General features: G+C 64.0%; 16 protein-coding genes and 1 tRNA gene. 5 read left to right on the top strand and 12 right to left on the bottom strand.

Annotated features, from left to right (window positions below; translation table 11 throughout):
• Complete coding sequence (locus tag H6866_06575) at nt 1–672, top strand: D-Ala-D-Ala dipeptidase (protein ID USO07096.1); 672 nt, start codon at nt 1–3, stop codon at nt 670–672.
• A 128-nt stretch (nt 673–800) separates the two neighbouring features.
• Here the strand turns inward: H6866_06575 and H6866_06570 are convergent.
• A tRNA-Met gene (locus tag H6866_06570) sits at nt 801–877 on the bottom strand.
• Nucleotides 878–932: 55 nt separating this feature from the next.
• A complete protein-coding gene (gene mnmA, locus H6866_06565) occupies nt 933–2,042 on the bottom strand; it encodes a tRNA 2-thiouridine(34) synthase MnmA (protein USO07095.1) in 1,110 nt (369 codons plus the stop codon).
• A gap of 155 nt (nt 2,043–2,197) precedes the next feature.
• On the opposite strand from mnmA, the gene H6866_06560 reads away from it, so the two are divergent.
• Both H6866_06560 and H6866_06555 read left to right on the top strand, forming a co-directional pair.
• Nucleotides 2,198–2,683: a hypothetical protein gene (locus H6866_06560; GenBank protein USO07094.1), complete on the top strand. Its 486-nt coding sequence runs from the start codon at nt 2,198–2,200 to the stop codon at nt 2,681–2,683.
• A 27-nt stretch (nt 2,684–2,710) separates the two neighbouring features.
• Nucleotides 2,711–3,676, top strand: coding sequence for a threonylcarbamoyl-AMP synthase (locus H6866_06555; protein USO07093.1), 966 nt, complete (start codon nt 2,711–2,713; stop codon nt 3,674–3,676).
• A 49-nt stretch (nt 3,677–3,725) separates the two neighbouring features.
• On the opposite strand, the gene rpmG is transcribed toward H6866_06555, so the two are convergent.
• The 3 genes from rpmG to H6866_06540 form a co-directional block, all read right to left on the bottom strand.
• On the bottom strand, nt 3,726–3,920 hold the full coding sequence (gene rpmG, locus H6866_06550) for a 50S ribosomal protein L33 (protein USO07092.1): 195 nt from the start codon (nt 3,918–3,920) through the stop codon (nt 3,726–3,728).
• Between the two features lie 86 nt (nt 3,921–4,006).
• Nucleotides 4,007–6,304 carry a ribonuclease R gene (gene rnr, locus H6866_06545; GenBank protein USO07091.1) on the bottom strand — a complete coding sequence of 766 codons (2,298 nt, stop codon included), beginning with the start codon at nt 6,302–6,304 and terminating at the stop codon, nt 4,007–4,009.
• 9 nt (nt 6,305–6,313) lie between these two features.
• Nucleotides 6,314–8,032, bottom strand: coding sequence for an acyl-CoA dehydrogenase (locus H6866_06540; protein USO07090.1), 1,719 nt, complete (start codon nt 8,030–8,032; stop codon nt 6,314–6,316).
• A gap of 24 nt (nt 8,033–8,056) precedes the next feature.
• Here H6866_06540 and H6866_06535 point away from each other — a divergent pair, with 24 nt between their 5' ends.
• Nucleotides 8,057–9,106 carry a transglycosylase SLT domain-containing protein gene (locus H6866_06535; GenBank protein USO07089.1) on the top strand — a complete coding sequence of 350 codons (1,050 nt, stop codon included), beginning with the start codon at nt 8,057–8,059 and terminating at the stop codon, nt 9,104–9,106.
• A gap of 18 nt (nt 9,107–9,124) precedes the next feature.
• Here H6866_06535 and H6866_06530 read toward each other — a convergent pair whose 3' ends face one another.
• From H6866_06530 to H6866_06500, 7 genes are all read right to left on the bottom strand, one after another.
• Complete coding sequence (locus tag H6866_06530) at nt 9,125–9,775, bottom strand: RlmE family RNA methyltransferase (GenBank protein ID USO07088.1); 651 nt, start codon at nt 9,773–9,775, stop codon at nt 9,125–9,127.
• Between the two features lie 26 nt (nt 9,776–9,801).
• Nucleotides 9,802–10,401: a transcription termination/antitermination factor NusG gene (nusG, locus tag H6866_06525; GenBank protein USO07087.1), complete on the bottom strand. Its 600-nt coding sequence runs from the start codon at nt 10,399–10,401 to the stop codon at nt 9,802–9,804.
• Between the two features lie 12 nt (nt 10,402–10,413).
• Nucleotides 10,414–10,602 carry a preprotein translocase subunit SecE gene (gene secE, locus H6866_06520; GenBank protein USO07086.1) on the bottom strand — a complete coding sequence of 63 codons (189 nt, stop codon included), beginning with the start codon at nt 10,600–10,602 and terminating at the stop codon, nt 10,414–10,416.
• Nucleotides 10,603–10,829: 227 nt separating this feature from the next.
• Nucleotides 10,830–11,501 carry a hypothetical protein gene (locus H6866_06515; protein USO07085.1) on the bottom strand — a complete coding sequence of 224 codons (672 nt, stop codon included), beginning with the start codon at nt 11,499–11,501 and terminating at the stop codon, nt 10,830–10,832.
• Nucleotides 11,502–11,517: 16 nt separating this feature from the next.
• A complete protein-coding gene (locus H6866_06510; protein USO07084.1) occupies nt 11,518–13,830 on the bottom strand; it encodes a hypothetical protein in 2,313 nt (770 codons plus the stop codon).
• On the bottom strand, nt 13,827–14,336 hold the full coding sequence (locus H6866_06505) for a hypothetical protein (GenBank protein USO07083.1): 510 nt from the start codon (nt 14,334–14,336) through the stop codon (nt 13,827–13,829). The genes H6866_06510 and H6866_06505 overlap by 4 nt, the downstream gene beginning before the upstream one ends.
• A gap of 45 nt (nt 14,337–14,381) precedes the next feature.
• A complete protein-coding gene (locus H6866_06500) occupies nt 14,382–14,750 on the bottom strand; it encodes a hypothetical protein (GenBank protein ID USO07082.1) in 369 nt (122 codons plus the stop codon).
• A gap of 148 nt (nt 14,751–14,898) precedes the next feature.
• On the opposite strand from H6866_06500, the gene H6866_06495 reads away from it, so the two are divergent.
• On the top strand, nt 14,899–15,393 hold the full coding sequence (locus tag H6866_06495) for a DUF3341 domain-containing protein (protein USO07081.1): 495 nt from the start codon (nt 14,899–14,901) through the stop codon (nt 15,391–15,393).

The raw sequence follows: 15,393 nt of genomic DNA, 5'->3' as shown, positions 1-15,393 counted from the left end.
ATGACCCTAATCAAGCCCGAAGCACTTGTCGACCTTGGCGAAGCGGCGCACAAGGCGCGTGTCGATCTGCGCATCGACCTGATCTATGCCGACGCCGCGCATCCGCTTAACCAGACCTTCGCCACCGCCATTTACCGGCCGGGGGCGCGGTTGCGGCTTTACTGCGATCTTGCGGACATCGTGCTGGCGGCGGGACGCGCCGCGAACGCGCAAGGGTTGCGGCTGGTCGCCACCGACGGATTACGCACGACCGAGGCACAGGCGCGCATGGCGCAAACACCGCGCGTGCGCGCAAATCCGCACTGGACGCAACCCGGACCCGGCATGCTGATCTCCCCGCCCGGCGCGGGCGCGCATCCGCGCGGCATGGCGGTGGACGTCATGATCGAGACGCTTGCGGGCAAGGTCCTCGACATGGGTTGCGCGCTCGATTATTTCTCGCCCGATCCTGCGGACAATCCGGCGGCGCGGAATTATCCGGTTTCGGACGACGTGCGCGCCAACCGCGCATGGCTTGACGCGGTCATGGCGGCGGGGGCGCTGGCATGCGGAAAAGAGCTGTGCCCGCTGCCCTCGGAATGGTGGGATTATCGCCTGCCGCGCGATATATATGAATCCCATGCGCCCCTGTCGGACGCGGACCTGCCGGAAAACATGCGGATGTGTTCATGACGCATGAGAGTGCACGTTTCGTGTCGGGGGCGCGGAGAGGATGGTAGCGGAGGAGGGACTCGAACCCCCGACCCCGCGCGCGTTGCGCGCGCTTGCCGTTACGTTTCGTGTCGGGGGCGCGGAGAGGATGGTAGCGGAGGAGGGACTCGAACCCCCGACACGGGGATTATGATTCCCCTGCTCTAACCAGCTGAGCTACTCCGCCATCGAAAAGACGTCACGCTTATAGGATTTGCACCGGTTTGTTGTCAAGGTTGGCTTCAGGCCGCCGCCGCGATCCAGCCGCCGCCCAGAACCCGGTCACCGTCATAACATACCGCGGCCTGACCCGGCGAAATGCCGTATTGCGGGGTTTCCAGCCTGATGCGCCCACCCGCGCGGTCAAGGCGCGCCGGCACAGGTTGGGCCACCGAGCGCAGTTTGACCGTGACCGCGCGTACGTCCGCGCCCAGCCAGTTGCAATCCGTCAGAGTTACCGTATCGCAGGCCAGCGCCTCACGCGGGCCGACGACGACGCGGGCGTTTTCGGCATCCACCTTCACCACGTACAGAGGCGTGTTGTTTTCGGTATGGCCGCCGCCAACGCCGATGCCCTTGCGCTGGCCCACCGTGTAACCGACCACGCCCCGATGCCGCCCCAGCACGCGGCCATCGACATGCACGATGTCGCCGGGGCGCACGGCGTCGGGCCGCAGGCGTTCGACCACGGCCGCGTAATCGCCGTTGGGGACGAAGCAGATGTCCTGACTGTCCGGCTTGGCGGCGGTGACCAGCCCCAGCCGCCTTGCGTGTTCCCTTGTCACGTCCTTCGACCAGACACCAAGCGGAAAGCGCAGGAAGTCGAGCTGTTCCTGTGTGGTTGCGAACAGAAAATAACTTTGGTCCTTGGCGGGGTCGTGGGCGCGATGCAGTTCGGCGCGGCCGTCATTGACCACGCGGCGGATATAATGGCCAGTGGCCATGCAATCGGCGCCCAGATCCTTTGCCACCGCCAGCAGATCGCGGAATTTGACCGTCTGGTTGCAGCGCACGCACGGGATCGGGGTTCGGCCATGCAGATAGCTGTCGGCGAAATCCTGCATCACTGCATCGGAAAACCTGTTCTCGTAATTGAGTACATAGTGCGGAAACCCACGCGCCTGCGCGACCATCTGGGCGTCGTAAATATCCTGACCGGCACAGCACGCGCCCTTTTTTTCAAGCGCGAGGCCGTGGTCGTAAAGTTGCAGCGTCACGCCCACGACGTCATACCCTTCCTCGTGCAGCAGGCTGGCCACCACGGACGAATCCACCCCGCCCGACATGGCGACGACCACGCGGGTATCCTTTGGGGGTTTGGCAAAACCCAACGAGTTAAGGCCGGTTTCCATGCCGTTCTTATACGCCGGGGCGGGGCCCGACTTCAAGAAAACCCGTTTTCGCAAAACGCCCATGCCACAGCTTTTCCTCAAACCCGTCGCGCACAAGCCGTATTGGGGGGGCAGTGTGGTTTCATCGACATCCATACATACCGGGAAGTTTCATCATGCCGTTCACCAAAACCCGCTGCACCGCCTCGTCCGCCACGCTGGCCCGCATCGTGCAGGCGCGCGACGCCATACGCAGCCATGATTACGCCGCGCTTAACGGCCTTTTGGCCGCCGGACTTAATCCCAACATTCCCGCGCCGGACGGCCGTTACCTGGTCCATGACGCGATTTTGTTCGACGCATCCGGGACGTCGATCGACCTTCTGGTGCATTACCACGCTAATCTGGATGCACGCTGGACGCAGTATCTGAACTGGACGCCCGCGCATGTCGCGTGGTTCGCCGGGCGCGCCGACATCGTCGAAAAGCTGCGGCGACTGGGCGCGGATATCGAGCTTGAGGACACGCGCGGCTGGTCGGCCCGCCGGGCCATGCCCTGCCCGATCACGCAGATCGAAGGCCAGCTTAAATTCGGCGCGCTTTCGATGCTGGTCGGCCACACCACCGAGCGCCCGATCTTCAACAGCGGGCATATTGCCTAATCCCCCGCATCCCGCTAGGGATGCGGGATGCGCATTCTGGCTGCCAACACATCCGGAGCGATCGCCGAAGCCGCCGCCGTTCTTAAAAGCGGCGGGCTTGTCGGTCTGCCCACCGAAACCGTTTACGGGCTTGCCGCCGACGCGACCAACGGGCGCGCGGTCGCGGCGATTTTCGCGGCCAAAGGGCGGCCCGCCTTCAACCCGTTGATCGTGCATGTCGAGACCACGGCGCAGGCCGAGACAATCGCGGTTTTCGACGAACGCGCCCATGCGGTCGCGACCGCGTTCTGGCCGGGGCCTTTGACCATCATCCTGCCGCGCCGCGCGGATGCGAAAACGCATGAACTGGCCACGGCGGGGTTGGGTACCGTGGCGCTGCGCTGTCCCGCGCATCCGGTCGCGCGCGCCGTCATCGCCGCCGCCGGGGTACCACTGGCCGCGCCCAGCGCCAACGCATCGGGCACACTTTCGCCGACCAGCCCCGCGCATGTCGCGGCTTCGCTGGGCGATGCGGTGGATATTATCCTTGCCGCCGGGTCGTCCGTGGTGGGGCTGGAATCGACCGTACTGGATTTATCGGAGGATGTGCCGGTCGTGCTGCGCCCCGGCGCGGTGACGCCGGACCAGCTTGGCCGCGTGCTGGGCGCAACACCCGCCATCGACGACGGGGCGCATGACGCACCAAAATCGCCGGGACAGTTGCTGCGCCATTACGCGCCGAAAACGCGGCTGCGCCTGAACGCCGCCGCGCCCGAGGCGGGAGAGGCTTATCTTGCCTTCGGCCCGATGCTTTTGACCCGCGCGCGCATCGACCCCGCGATACGAAATCTTTCACCCAACGGCGACCTGGCCGAGGCCGCAGCCAATCTGTTTGCGTTTCTGCACGATCTGGACGGCGGGGGATACGCCGGGATCGCGGTCGCGCCCATCCCGCAAACGGGGCTGGGGCTTGCGATCAACGACCGGCTGCGCCGCGCGGCGGGCGGGCAATAAAAAAAGCGCCCCCAAGGGCGCTTTTGCAAAAGCAAGGCGGTAATGCCGCTTACTTGATCTTGTCTTCCTTGAAGTCGACATGCGCGCCGAGCTTGCCGGTTTTTTCGTTTTTCGCGCGCGGGTCGTATTTCTTTTTGACCAGTTTTTCGGTCTTGGTCTTTTTGTTCGCCTTGGTGACGTAGTAATAACCGGTGCCCGCGGTCGAGACCAGCTTCACTTTGACGGTTGCGCCTTTTTTCGCCATGACTGCTACTTCCTTCGAATCCTGAATTTCCAGCCGTTCTTTTGGCCGATCAGACCCGCAAAGTCAATAAAATCCTCGCAGCCATGCTAGCGGCGCGGTTTTTTGCCCTTTTTGCCGGGTTTTTCGCGACGTTTGCCCCCGCGCCCCGGCCCGCGCCCGCCATTGCCCCCATGTCCGCGCACGGATTTCGGCATGGCGCGCAGATGCGGTTTGCGACCCTGATAACCGGGCACATCCGCCCCGTCCTCGGCCCCCACCAGCTCAAAAGCCGTCGATCCGGTCAGACGGTCGGCGTCGACCACCATCACGCGCACCGGCGCACACAGACGGAACAGGCGTCCCGTGCGGCGACCGATCAGGGCATGTTGGTCCTCGGAGTGGACGTAATAATCGGGCGGCAGGGTGCGGATCGGCACCAGCCCGTCCGCGCCCGTTTCGTCCAGCGTCACGAACAGGCCGAAACGCGTGACCCCGGATATCCGGCCCGAAAAGACCTGTCCGAGATGGCGGGCCAGAAAGGCAGCGGTGAAACGGTCGACGGCAGCGCGCTCGGCCTCCATCGAGGCGCGTTCGGTGAGCGAGATGTGGTCGGCGGTTTCGGCAAGGCGGTGCGTTTCGCCCTCCTCCAGCCCGCCGTCGCCGAGGCCGTAGGCACGGATCAGCGAACGGTGGACGATCAAATCGGCATAGCGCCGGATCGGTGAGGTGAAATGCGCGTATTTCTGCAAGCCAAGCCCGAAATGCCCGATATTTTCCGGGGAATAGACGGCCTGCGACTGTGCGCGCAGGACGATCTGGTTGACCAGCGGCGCGTGGTCGAGCCCCCGCACCTTGTCGAGCAGGCCGTTGAACATCTGAGGGCGGACCACCTGCCCCTTGGCGAGGTTGAGGCCGAAGCCTTCCAGAAAGGCGCGGGCGCCATCGATCTTTTCGCCCGAGGGCTGGTCGTGGATGCGGTAGATGCACGGGGCGGTCTTCGCCTCCAGCGCGCGGGCGGCGGCCACGTTGGCAAGGATCATGAATTCCTCGATCAGCTTGTGGCTGTCGTAACGCGGGCGCAGCGCGACACCGGTCATGTCGCCCTTCGCATCCACCACGACCTTGCGTTCCGGCATGTCGAGGTCAAGCGCGCCGCGCCGGGCGCGCGCCGCGTCGAGAATCTTGAACGCGGCATAAAGCGGGCGGATCACCGTATCCATCAACGGATCGGTCACGGCGTCCGGCGCGCCGTTGAGCGCGTCCTGCACCTGTTCATAGGTCAGGCGCGCGGCGGAGCGCATCAAGCCGCGCACGAATTTATACGTTTTCAGTTCCCCCGCGGCGTCGATCGACATGTGCACGGCCAGACAGGCGCGGTCGCCATCCGGGCGCAGCGAACACAGATCGTTTGAAAGTTTTTCCGGCAGCATGGGCAGGACACGGTCGGGAAAATAGGTCGAATTGCCACGCTTGTATGCCTCGCGATCCAGTGCCGATCCGGGGCGCACGTAATGCGCGACGTCCGCGATCGCGACGATCAGATGGTATCCATCGCCCTGTTTTTGCGCGAACACCGCGTCGTCGAAATCACGCGCATCAGCGCCATCGATCGTGACCAGCGGGATGGCGCGCAGGTCCTCGCGCGCGCCAAGCGGCGGCACGGTCATCCCTTCGGTTTCGGAAACCACGCCCGCAGGGAAATCAATGCGCAGACCCTTTTCGTGCAGCGCGATCAGGGAAATCGCCTTTGGATCGTCGTCGTGACCGATGATCGCATGCAGACGCGCGCGCGGACGAGAGAGTTTCGCGCCTTCATCGACAAAAGCTTCGACCAGCGCGCCATGTTCCATTTCAGGCTGGCGGGAGGCCGGCACATCGAGCTGATACTCATCCCGTTCCTTCCGGTGCACGGGCTGAAGCCGCCAGACCGCACCGGCGCGGACAACACGACCCAGCACCAGACGGTCCTGCACCTTGCCCAGACGACGGACGATCCGGGCGGTTATATCGCCGTCCTTGTGATGCCTGATCTGGGCAAGAATACGATCGCCCAACCCCGGCGCATCATGTTCGTGGTGCGCGGGCTCAAGCGCGATGCGCGCGGGCAGATCCTTTTCCGTTTCGACCGGTTGCGCAAACACGTCGCCGTCAAGCGTGATTTCGGATATGCGCAAAATCGCGACCGCCGGGCCATCCGCGTCGCGCGGGGCGGCCAGTGCGTAAGTCTTGGCCGGAAGCTGTTCGATCTGGCCTTCGCCCACCAGTTCCTTGAGCAGTTTTTTAAGCGGGATTTTTTCGTGGTCCTTAAGGCCGAAGGCACGGGCCAGATCGCGGCGCGTCACCGGGCGGCCCGCGTTTTCGATCGCGGCGATCAGAGCATCGGGTGTCAGCGGCGGTTTCGTCATCGCAACCTCCTAAAGCCTTGCAGCCAGAATCGCATCGGCGCCGTGGCGCACGGTGCAGGCCAACCCCTCTACCTGCGGCAGGATATGATCGGCGAAAAAGCGCGCTAGCGTGATGCGCGATTGCAGATAATCGGATGAGAATCCGCCCGTATCCTGCGCACGGAACAAGGCGCGGGCGGCCAGCGCACCGCGCGCGAGCGCGGCCCCCGCCATCACATGCCCGGCCAGCGTCAGATAGGGATGCGCGACCGCCCCGGCCGCGTCCATGCCGTTATTTTCGCCGCCACGGGCGAGCAGCGCGCCGGTCGCACCGCGCAACGCATCAAAGCCCGCGTGCAGGCGTTCGCCGATGATGGAAAGATCGGCGCCGTGGGATTCCTCAAGCTCGGTCAACAGCGGCGTGTTTTCGTCCAGCCATGCGCGCATCGCGGCACCATCGTCGCGGATCAGCTTGCGTCCGACCAGATCAAGCGCCTGAATGCCGTTGGTTCCCTCGTAGATCGGCAGGATGCGCGCATCACGCAGGAATTGTGCCGCGCCGGTTTCCTCGATGAAGCCCATGCCGCCATGGACTTGTACGCCCAGATTGGCGACATCCACCGCCCGGTCGGTGCACCAGCCCTTGACGATCGGGGTAAGCAAATCGACACGCGACGCATTGTCGGAATCAAGTGCGCAGGCCGCGTCATAAGCCATCATGCGCCCCGCCTGCACGAAGGCCTGCATGGTCAGCAGCATGCGTTTGACGTCGGGGTGCTCGACAATCGCCCTGCCCCCGCCCTGCACCCGGTCGCGGGCGTAAGACAGCGCTTTCTGGGTCGCGGCCTCGGCGATCGCGACACCCTGCAGACCGACCGACAGGCGCGCGTTGTTCATCATCGTGAACATATACTTGATGCCTTCGTTTTCGCGGCCCACCAGATAGGCTGTGGCGCCGCCCCCATCGCCGAACGCCATGGTGCAGGTCGGGCTTGCATGGATGCCGAGCTTGTGTTCGAGCGCGGCGCACACTAGATCGTTGCGCGTACCGTCCGCCAGAATCTTCGGCACGATAAACAGCGAGATGCCCTTGACCCCGTCGGGCGCGTCGGGCAGACGCGCAAGCACCAGATGAATGATGTTTTCGGCCAGATCGTGTTCGCCGTAGGTGATGAAAATCTTTTGCCCGATGACGCGATAGGTGCCGTCGTCCGCGCGCACGGCGCGGGTGCGCACGGCGGCAAGATCGGACCCCGCCTGCGGTTCGGTCAGGTTCATCGTGCCGGTCCATTCGCCCGAAACGAGCTTGGGCAGGTAATATGCCTTTTGTTCCGCGCTGCCGTGGTGAGCGATCGCCTCGACCGCGCCCTGATTGAGCAGCGGGCACAGGCCGAACGCCATATTGGCCGCCTGCCACATTTCCTGAATCGGGAAGGCCAGCGTCCAGGGCAGACCCTGACCGCCGTGATCGGTGGCGAAGGGCACGCCGTTCCAGCCGCCGTCGCGATAGGCGGCATAGGCGTCCTTCCAGCCTTTCGGCGTTTCGACCGCGCCATTCGCAAGCGTGCAGCCCTGACGGTCGCCCGTCACGTTCAGGGGGGCAAGCGTGTTTTCGGCCAGTTTCGCGGCCTCGGCCAGCACCGGCTCGGCCAGTTCGGCGGCGTCGGCAGGCAAACCGGCAAGCCGGTCCGCGCCAAAGGCGTGGCGAAGGGTGAAAAGCATGTCGGTCAGGGGGGCCTGATAGGTCATGGCGGCTAATTCCTTTGATTCCTTATGACTTTAGCACTTGGCACGGGGGTTGCAGAGATTAAATCCACGATGATGGGTTTGAACGGCAATTTTCAGGTTTTCGGGCGGCAGGGCGCGGCGCAGACGCGCGTGACCTCGGCCATCCAGCAGGCCAGCGCCCGTACCGGGGTCGATTTCGGCTATCTGGTGCAACAAGCGCAGGTGGAAAGCAGCCTGAACCCCAATGCGCAGGCGCGGACATCTTCGGCAACCGGGCTTTACCAGTTCGTCGACCAGACATGGCTGCGGATGATGAAGACGCACGGGGCCGAACACGGTTACGGCCAGATGGCCGACGCGATCCGGCAGGACCGGAACGGCAATTACAGCGTTCCCGGCCACGCCATGCGCAACCGCATCCTGAATTTACGCAAGGATCCGCAGGCGGCATCGCTGATGGCGGCGTCGCTGGCATGCGAGAACAACAGCTATCTGCAACAGGCGACCGGCAGCACCCCGTCTTCGACCGATCTGTATATGGCGCATTTCATGGGGGCGCAGGGCGCGTCGAATTTCCTGAACGCGATGAAGAAAAACCCGTGGGCGCCCGCGGCCAGCATGTTCCCCGAAGCCGCGCGCGCCAATCGCGGCGTGTTTTACGCGCAAGGTCGCCCGCTGACGCTGCAACAGGTTTACAACAATTTCGACGCCAAATTCGCCGGGTCCGGCGATACCCCGGTCGCGGGACAGACACAGGTCGCGGCCGCCGCGTTCCGGCCCGTGGTGTTGCCACAGGCCGACGACTGGTCGAACCCGGACACAGGCACGGGCACAGGCGCGCAGATCGCCGCCAGCGCCTTAAGCACCGGCGCAGGGAATACCAGCGGGATTCGCGCCCTGACGCGCGACATATCGCAAAACGATACGGTACAAAGCGCATCCCAAAGCGATACGATGTCGGTTGCGGATGCGGGCGGCTATCCTGGGTTCGTGTCGGGCCTCGGCTCGCGGGTCAGCTGGCCGATGGACGCGGTTTTGAACATCCATGCGCATATGCGCGACCCGATCAACGACGAAAGCCGTTATAACGCCTGATTGTCAACGTGGCCGGCTTTATTTCCTGAAACCCGTACCGACCAGATAGACTTCGGACGATTCCGCGCGCGAGGCCGGTGGTTTCAGATGGCGCACGGTTTCAAAGCGAGGTTTGAGCATCGCCAGAAATTCACCTTCCGCGCCGCCCTGAAAGACCTTGGTGACAAAGCCGCCGCCGGGGGCCAGCACGTCGGACGCGAATTCCCACGCCATTTCCACCAGCGCCATCATGCGCAGATGGTCGGTACGCTTGTGCCCCGTGGTGTTGGGCGAAAGGTCGGAGAGCACCAGATCCGCCTCACCTTTCATCAGGGCCTTGAGCCGGTCCGGCGCTGCGTCGTCGGTGAAATCCATTTCGATGAAATCGACACCTTCAAGCGGGTCCATGGGCAGAATGTCGATGGCGGCGATGTGCGCGACCTTTTTGCGCGAAAGCACCTGCGACCAACCACCGGGCGCCGCGCCCAGATCGACCACGCGCATACCGGGCTTGATCAGTTTCAGGCGCGCGTCCATCTCAAGAAGCTTGAAGGCCGCGCGCGAACGATAACCTTCCGCGTTCGCCTTATGGACGTACGGGTCGTTGATATGGCGGTTAAGCCATTGTTTCGAGGATTCCTTGGCCGCCTTGTTCTTGACGCGCTGCGCGCGGTTGCCGGGTCTTTTCATGTCGCTACACCGGCACAGGGCTGCCTTTAGGTTTTTTCGACCTGGCTGAAATCAAGCTCGACCGGGGTCGGGCGGCCGAAGATCGAAACGGAAGCCTTGAGCTTGCCTTTCTCGTCATCCACTTCCTCGACCGTGCCGACCATCGAGGCGAAGGCGCCGTCGGTGATGCGCACTTCCTCGCCGATGTCGAAAGTGATGGTGCGGCGCGCCGGACCGCCTTCGGGCGCTGTCAGTTGTTGCATCAGGCGTGCGGCCTCGCCTTCCGAAATCGCCTGCGGCTTGTTGCCGGAACCCAGAAAGCCCGTCACCTTGGGCGTATTCTTCACAAGGTGCCACGCATCGTCCGACATATTCATCTTGACCATGACGTAGCCCGGAAACACGTTGCGTTCGACCGCGACGCGCTTGCCGCGCTTGATTTCGGTCACTTCCTCTTTCGGGATGATGATTTCGTGAAACGATTCCTCAAGCCCCTGTTTCTTGGCCTTTTCAAGGATGGATTCCCTGACCTTGCCTTCAAAGCCCGAATAGACGTGGAGCACATACCAGCGCGGGTTGTTGCCCGGCGTGGTGCCGGATGCAGTGCCGGTTGCGGCTTCGGTTGCGGGTGCGTTCGTCGCGGTCATCGTCTTTGGTCCTTATCCGAGAACAAGTTGAATGAGATAGGCAATGACCTGGTCGGCGCTGAACAGGAAGATCGCCATGATCACCACCATCACGAACACCATCACCGCGGAAACCGTGGTTTCCTGACGGGTCGGCCAGGTGACGCGCGCGGCTTCCTGCCGTACCTGTTTGATGAATTCGATCGGGCCTGTCTTTGCCATTGTCTTATGCCTTTTTAAAAAACCTTTTCCGCCAGCGGTTCGTAATCGCCGGGGCGATGAACGGGAACCGAATTTTGCGGGAATGACGGGGTTATAGGCCGAAACGCCCATAGAATCCAGCATTTTTTATTGTTTTTTATTGTTTGGTCGCCCACACGCCGCTTGGGCTTCGCTCGCATAAGCTTGCGCGGCACATCTTGATCGTTCTCGTGTGTGCCGCGCCGTATCTAACGCACGCCCGGCCTTGCCCCGGATTGCGGTGCCGACGCGGGCGGCGCGAACATAGCGGCGATTTGTAAAAACCAGTTTGCCTGCGCACCGCTCAGGACCTGCGCGTCCATGGCCAGCCAGTCGTTACTGATCTGGCGGCGGATCGCGTTGCTGGCAAAGGCGACGTTCAAAAACGGCCCCCGGCTTTGCGAGGTATCGGCATACAGCATCGTGCGCGCGGGTGCGGCGCCGGCGCCGCAACACGGGTAGGAAACCGAGAATACCGCATAGGCGTTTTCACCACGCAGCAAGCGTTCTGGCCGGACCCAGACGATACCGTCATGGGTTTCCATCCGGCACTGAAAAGCCAACATCAAATCGGGTGAAAGGTCGGGCGCGGATTTGTCGTCCTGCCGCGCGGGGGCAAAGACATAAAAGCGCGCGGGCGCACCTTGCACCGTCGCGTCCAGAAACGGGCGGCCATCAGCCCCGCGCAGCTGGATCAGCGGTTCGTCGTGGCGGCCCAGAATAAAAAATTCCGCCAGATCGGGGCGCAGCATCGCGGCAGGCGTGATCGTCGCGGCCGCACGCATTTCATCCTCGCTTACGGGGATCAACGCCGCCTCGAAATCCGGGGCAAGCACCTGTGGCGTCGTTTCCTTTTTAGCGCCGAAAAGTCCGCTTAACATGGTTTATCCTTTCTTTTCATGCCGGGTGGATGCTGCGCCGACGCAGCCGGTCCGCCCCTCTTGCATTCCCTTGTTGTTCGACAGCGACCAGTTTCACGTCGATGTCGCGCATGACTTGGGGCGCGGATGTGCCGTCCTGTTCAACGGCCTGGGTGAATTCCGGCACGATCACCGTTTTTCCAATGGCCGTCCGGTCCTGAAGATGCGCGATCAGGTCCTTGTTCCACGCCACCTGCCGCGCAACATCGGGCGCGATTGATTCCCGCGCGCGGCGTTCGGCCAGCGCCTGCGTGATACGGTCATGCGCGGCCGCGTTGTTTTCCACCGATTGGGCGGAATAAGCCGCGATCGCCGCACCGTCCGTATTGCGAAAGACGATTCCGCCATCGGGATTGACCACCGCCGGCGCGTTGGCATCGCCCGAACCAGACCCCGCCGCATTGAATTTATTCAGGCAACACGCCCTGACCGTGCCGTCCGCATTGTATTGCACGGGGCCTGCCGGCGCTGATTCACGGAAAGCAGATTCCGGGGGCGCGGACGAAGCTTTGATTTCCGACGGGACGAGTGCCGCACGCGGTGTAGCGACGCTCGGTATGGCAACGGTCGGCGCGGCGATAGTCGGCGCGGGGGCGGGTGCAGGGGCGGCGGGCGGATGCACAAGCACGGTTTTCGCGCTTATGTCCGTTGTCACCGGCGTGCGCGTCCCGTGTACTGGCAAAGCGGGCGCGGGTGCCGCTTGGCCATGGGGCGGCGCGACAATCTGTGCGGCGATCTGCGTGCCAATCTGTGCGCTAATTAGCGCGAGGGCACGCGCCTGCGCCCGCACGCGCGGCAGATCGTCGCCCGATCCTGCATTCGCGCCTCGCGCCCCCGTTTCCGGCATTCGTATCGCGCGGCGCAAATCCATGATCGCTTCGGCCAATGCCGGGCGCGACATGGTGGGCAAGATTCGGGGCTGTTCGCGCGCAAGCTGCCGCAAATCGCCAAGGATCGCCGGTGCGGGCGGCGATACAGGCGGCACGACAGTAAGCATGCGGGTAAAGACGGATACGCGCAAAGGCGTGGGAAGCGCGGGCATGGATTCACGAATCTCAGCGCCAAGCCGAACCTGCAAGGCCGTACGCAGCGGCCCCGGCGGCAAGGCGTGGGTGGCAGCAAGGCGCAGCGTCTGCCCCGCCATCAGCGTCAGCGCGGGTGCAATTTGTCCCGTGCCCCCCATGCCCCCCGTGCCGCGCAGTTGCGTGCGCATTTCGCGCAAGATAACGGCTATGGCCGCGCGCAATTCGCGCGGCAGCGTGCGGTCGCGGGCCAGCGCGCGCAGGTCGCGCAATATTTCGGCGGGGCCGGGCACATGGCCCGGCGTGGCGTTATCGTTGTCCGCGCGCGTGGCGGCGGCGTTATCGTTGTCCGCGCGCGTGGCGGCGGCGTTATCGTTGTCCGCGCGCGTGGCGGCGGCAAGCACGGCAGAAAGCCGCGCGAGGGGCATAGCGACCAGCGCCGCCGCAAGCCGCGCCACCACGGTTTCAATGCCCGGTACGTTCAATCCCGGCGCATTGACACCGGCAAAGGCGGCAAGTTGCGGCACCAGCGCACCCAGTTCGCGCAAGGTTTCGGCCAGCAGCGCCGCACGTTCGGGCGCAGCGACCGGCAGGCGGGCGATGTCCGCCAAACGGACGATATGCGAGAGCGTTTTCAGAACGAGCGGAGAAAGCCCGCCTTCACGCAGCGCCTTTGCGATTTCCTGCCCAAGCGCCGGGTCCAGCCCCGCCGCCGCGACGATGCCCGGCAGCGCCGCCAGCATCCGGTCGAGCGCGCGGATATCCGCATCGCGGTCGGTGCCCAGATACAACAGCAGGCGCCTGCGGCGTCCGCTTTCAAAATAGGCGCGCAGATCGGTGATGTTGACCGAGGTCATCACCGTGCCGTAGATCGTCGCGCGCTGGATCACACGGGAAAAATCGGACCCGCGTTCATCGATTCCATCGAACACGCTCAACGCGCAGGGGTTGTAATCGGGCAGGTCGGGCAGGCGATCGTCGATCACCAGACGCAGATACAGGCCGGTGGTCGCGCTTGATCGGGCAAAGGCGTCGATACGACGGGCCAGTTCGGCGGACAGGCCGGCATTGTCGTCCCCTCCCAGCCGCGATTGCAGTTCGGCCCGCGCATCCGCGAGAACGTCGAAGGCATGGCCCGTCCATTCGCGATCGAAAGGCGTGCCGCGTTCGACCTGTGCGATCAGGCGGCGCACGTCGCGCGCGACACCGATGCCGCCAGCCGTTTCGCCGGTCGCTTCCCGCACCGCCTGTGCCACGGGTGACGTCATGGCCGGAACCGCAGCGCTTCAAGCCAAGTGTCAAGCCATGGACGCTTGTTGGTGGTGCATTGCTGGTCCAGCTGATCCTGCATGTGCCAGATTTCGGTGCTGGCGCCATGCGCGCCTTTACTGTCGCGGACCGCGGTCAGCAGGGCGGCGCGGTCGGCCACGCCCGGCCCTGTGTCAATCAGCATCAATCCCACCGCCGCCAGCGCAAAGACGCCGGAGGCCGTGGCCGCCGCGCGCTTGGTACGCTCGGCGCCGGTTTCACCCCAGACGATGCAGCATGCCTTGCGCGAGGGCGTCAACCCATAGGCCAACGATGCCATGCCAAAGACCGCGGTCGCGGCGGCGGTGCCGTAGGTCAGCCAAGCCGCGGCGGTGGCGCTGATCCCGGTCGTGCCGATGACCAGCGGCAGGACAAGCGGGATGCAGCAGGCTTTCGGCGTCACGGCGACAATGCCGACAGCGCCCAATGCGCCCGAAAATCGGGCAAAAACTTCTTTTGCTTTCATGAAAACGGAAATTCCTGTCGTGCGTGGTTTTTCGGATGAAAAACGTCACACGACGGGTGGCGCGCGCGAGGCGTAAGGGGCGCGGGCCAGGCCCGCCGCCATGATTTGCGGCGCGGGCATAGCCAGCGCGCGCAGCGTTCGCGCGGGCACGGTCCACGCCACCGGGGCGGGCGCGGCACCCGCATGATTGAATGAAAAGCCGCAGAATTCGTGACTGGCGGCGGATTTGTCATGACGGTCGCCGCGCGGGTCGTATTTACCGGAATCCACGACATGCGCCCCACCCGCCCCGGCGCAGACGACCAGCGCCGCGTGGCCTGCCGTCTGCCCCGGCATAAAACCCGCCGGAATCAGGGCGCGCAGCGCGAACGCGACCAGCGCGAGCATGAAACCCAGCTCACGCCAATAGGGCATATGTTGTGTACCGGTACGCATTGTCACCATCCGGTTTCCCATGTTTGCCGCGTGTTTGCAAGCGCAAGCGGGAACCGGATTGCCATTTCCGGCATTGGTACTATTGTAATATCCGTAAAAATATCAGGAAAAAGCCACAGGAGGCCCCATGTCCAAAGTCATCACCGCCACGTTCAAGACCCGCGAGGCCGCCGAGGTGGCATTGCACCGGCTTGAGGCCTTGGGCATCGGGGACAGTCAGGTCAGCGTCGTCGTGTCCGAAAACACACGCGAGCAGGCTTTCGACCTTAAGCGCGACAATAAATCCGACGAGGGCATCGCCTATGGCGGTGTCGCAGGCGGGTTGGTCGGCGCGGTCCTGGGCGCGCTTTTGACCGCGGGCGCGGTCGCCATTCCGGCCGCGGGCATCGTGGTTTCGGGTTGGCTGGTCGCGGGGGCCGCGGGGGCCGGCGCAGGCGCGCTGACCGGCGGCTTCGTGGGCGGGCTGATCGGCACAGCGATCCCGGAATACGAGGCCCAGCTGCACGAGGGCGCGGTGCGCGAAGGCGCGATCCTTTTGGCCGTGCGCGCAGCCGACCACGATCAGGCGCACCAGATCAAGACGACGCTGGAAGAAACCGACGCGCATAACATCGCGGCCTGA

The sequence above is a fragment of the Rhodospirillales bacterium genome, assembly GCA_023898805.1.
Classification (GTDB): Bacteria; Pseudomonadota; Alphaproteobacteria; order Micavibrionales; family UBA1664; genus UBA6145.
This window is presented reverse-complemented; position numbering and strand designations above follow the sequence as displayed.

Bases quoted from the DNA above. Each gene is read 5' to 3' on its own strand.
- H6866_06575 (USO07096.1), top strand. From the start codon at position 1: ATGACCCTAATCAAGCCCGAAGCACTTGTCGACCTTGGCGAAGCGGCG.
- mnmA (USO07095.1), bottom strand. From the start codon at position 2,042: ATGGAAACCGGCCTTAACTCGTTGGGTTTTGCCAAACCCCCAAAGGAT.
- H6866_06560 (USO07094.1), top strand. From the start codon at position 2,198: ATGCCGTTCACCAAAACCCGCTGCACCGCCTCGTCCGCCACGCTGGCC.
- H6866_06555 (USO07093.1), top strand. From the start codon at position 2,711: ATGCGCATTCTGGCTGCCAACACATCCGGAGCGATCGCCGAAGCCGCC.
- rpmG (USO07092.1), bottom strand. From the start codon at position 3,920: ATGGCGAAAAAAGGCGCAACCGTCAAAGTGAAGCTGGTCTCGACCGCG.
- rnr (USO07091.1), bottom strand. From the start codon at position 6,304: ATGACGAAACCGCCGCTGACACCCGATGCTCTGATCGCCGCGATCGAA.
- H6866_06540 (USO07090.1), bottom strand. From the start codon at position 8,032: ATGACCTATCAGGCCCCCCTGACCGACATGCTTTTCACCCTTCGCCAC.
- H6866_06535 (USO07089.1), top strand. From the start codon at position 8,057: ATGACTTTAGCACTTGGCACGGGGGTTGCAGAGATTAAATCCACGATG.
- H6866_06530 (USO07088.1), bottom strand. From the start codon at position 9,775: ATGAAAAGACCCGGCAACCGCGCGCAGCGCGTCAAGAACAAGGCGGCC.
- nusG (USO07087.1), bottom strand. From the start codon at position 10,401: ATGACCGCGACGAACGCACCCGCAACCGAAGCCGCAACCGGCACTGCA.
- secE (USO07086.1), bottom strand. From the start codon at position 10,602: ATGGCAAAGACAGGCCCGATCGAATTCATCAAACAGGTACGGCAGGAA.
- H6866_06515 (USO07085.1), bottom strand. From the start codon at position 11,501: ATGTTAAGCGGACTTTTCGGCGCTAAAAAGGAAACGACGCCACAGGTG.
- H6866_06510 (USO07084.1), bottom strand. From the start codon at position 13,830: ATGACGTCACCCGTGGCACAGGCGGTGCGGGAAGCGACCGGCGAAACG.
- H6866_06505 (USO07083.1), bottom strand. From the start codon at position 14,336: ATGAAAGCAAAAGAAGTTTTTGCCCGATTTTCGGGCGCATTGGGCGCT.
- H6866_06500 (USO07082.1), bottom strand. From the start codon at position 14,750: ATGCCCTATTGGCGTGAGCTGGGTTTCATGCTCGCGCTGGTCGCGTTC.
- H6866_06495 (USO07081.1), top strand. From the start codon at position 14,899: ATGTCCAAAGTCATCACCGCCACGTTCAAGACCCGCGAGGCCGCCGAG.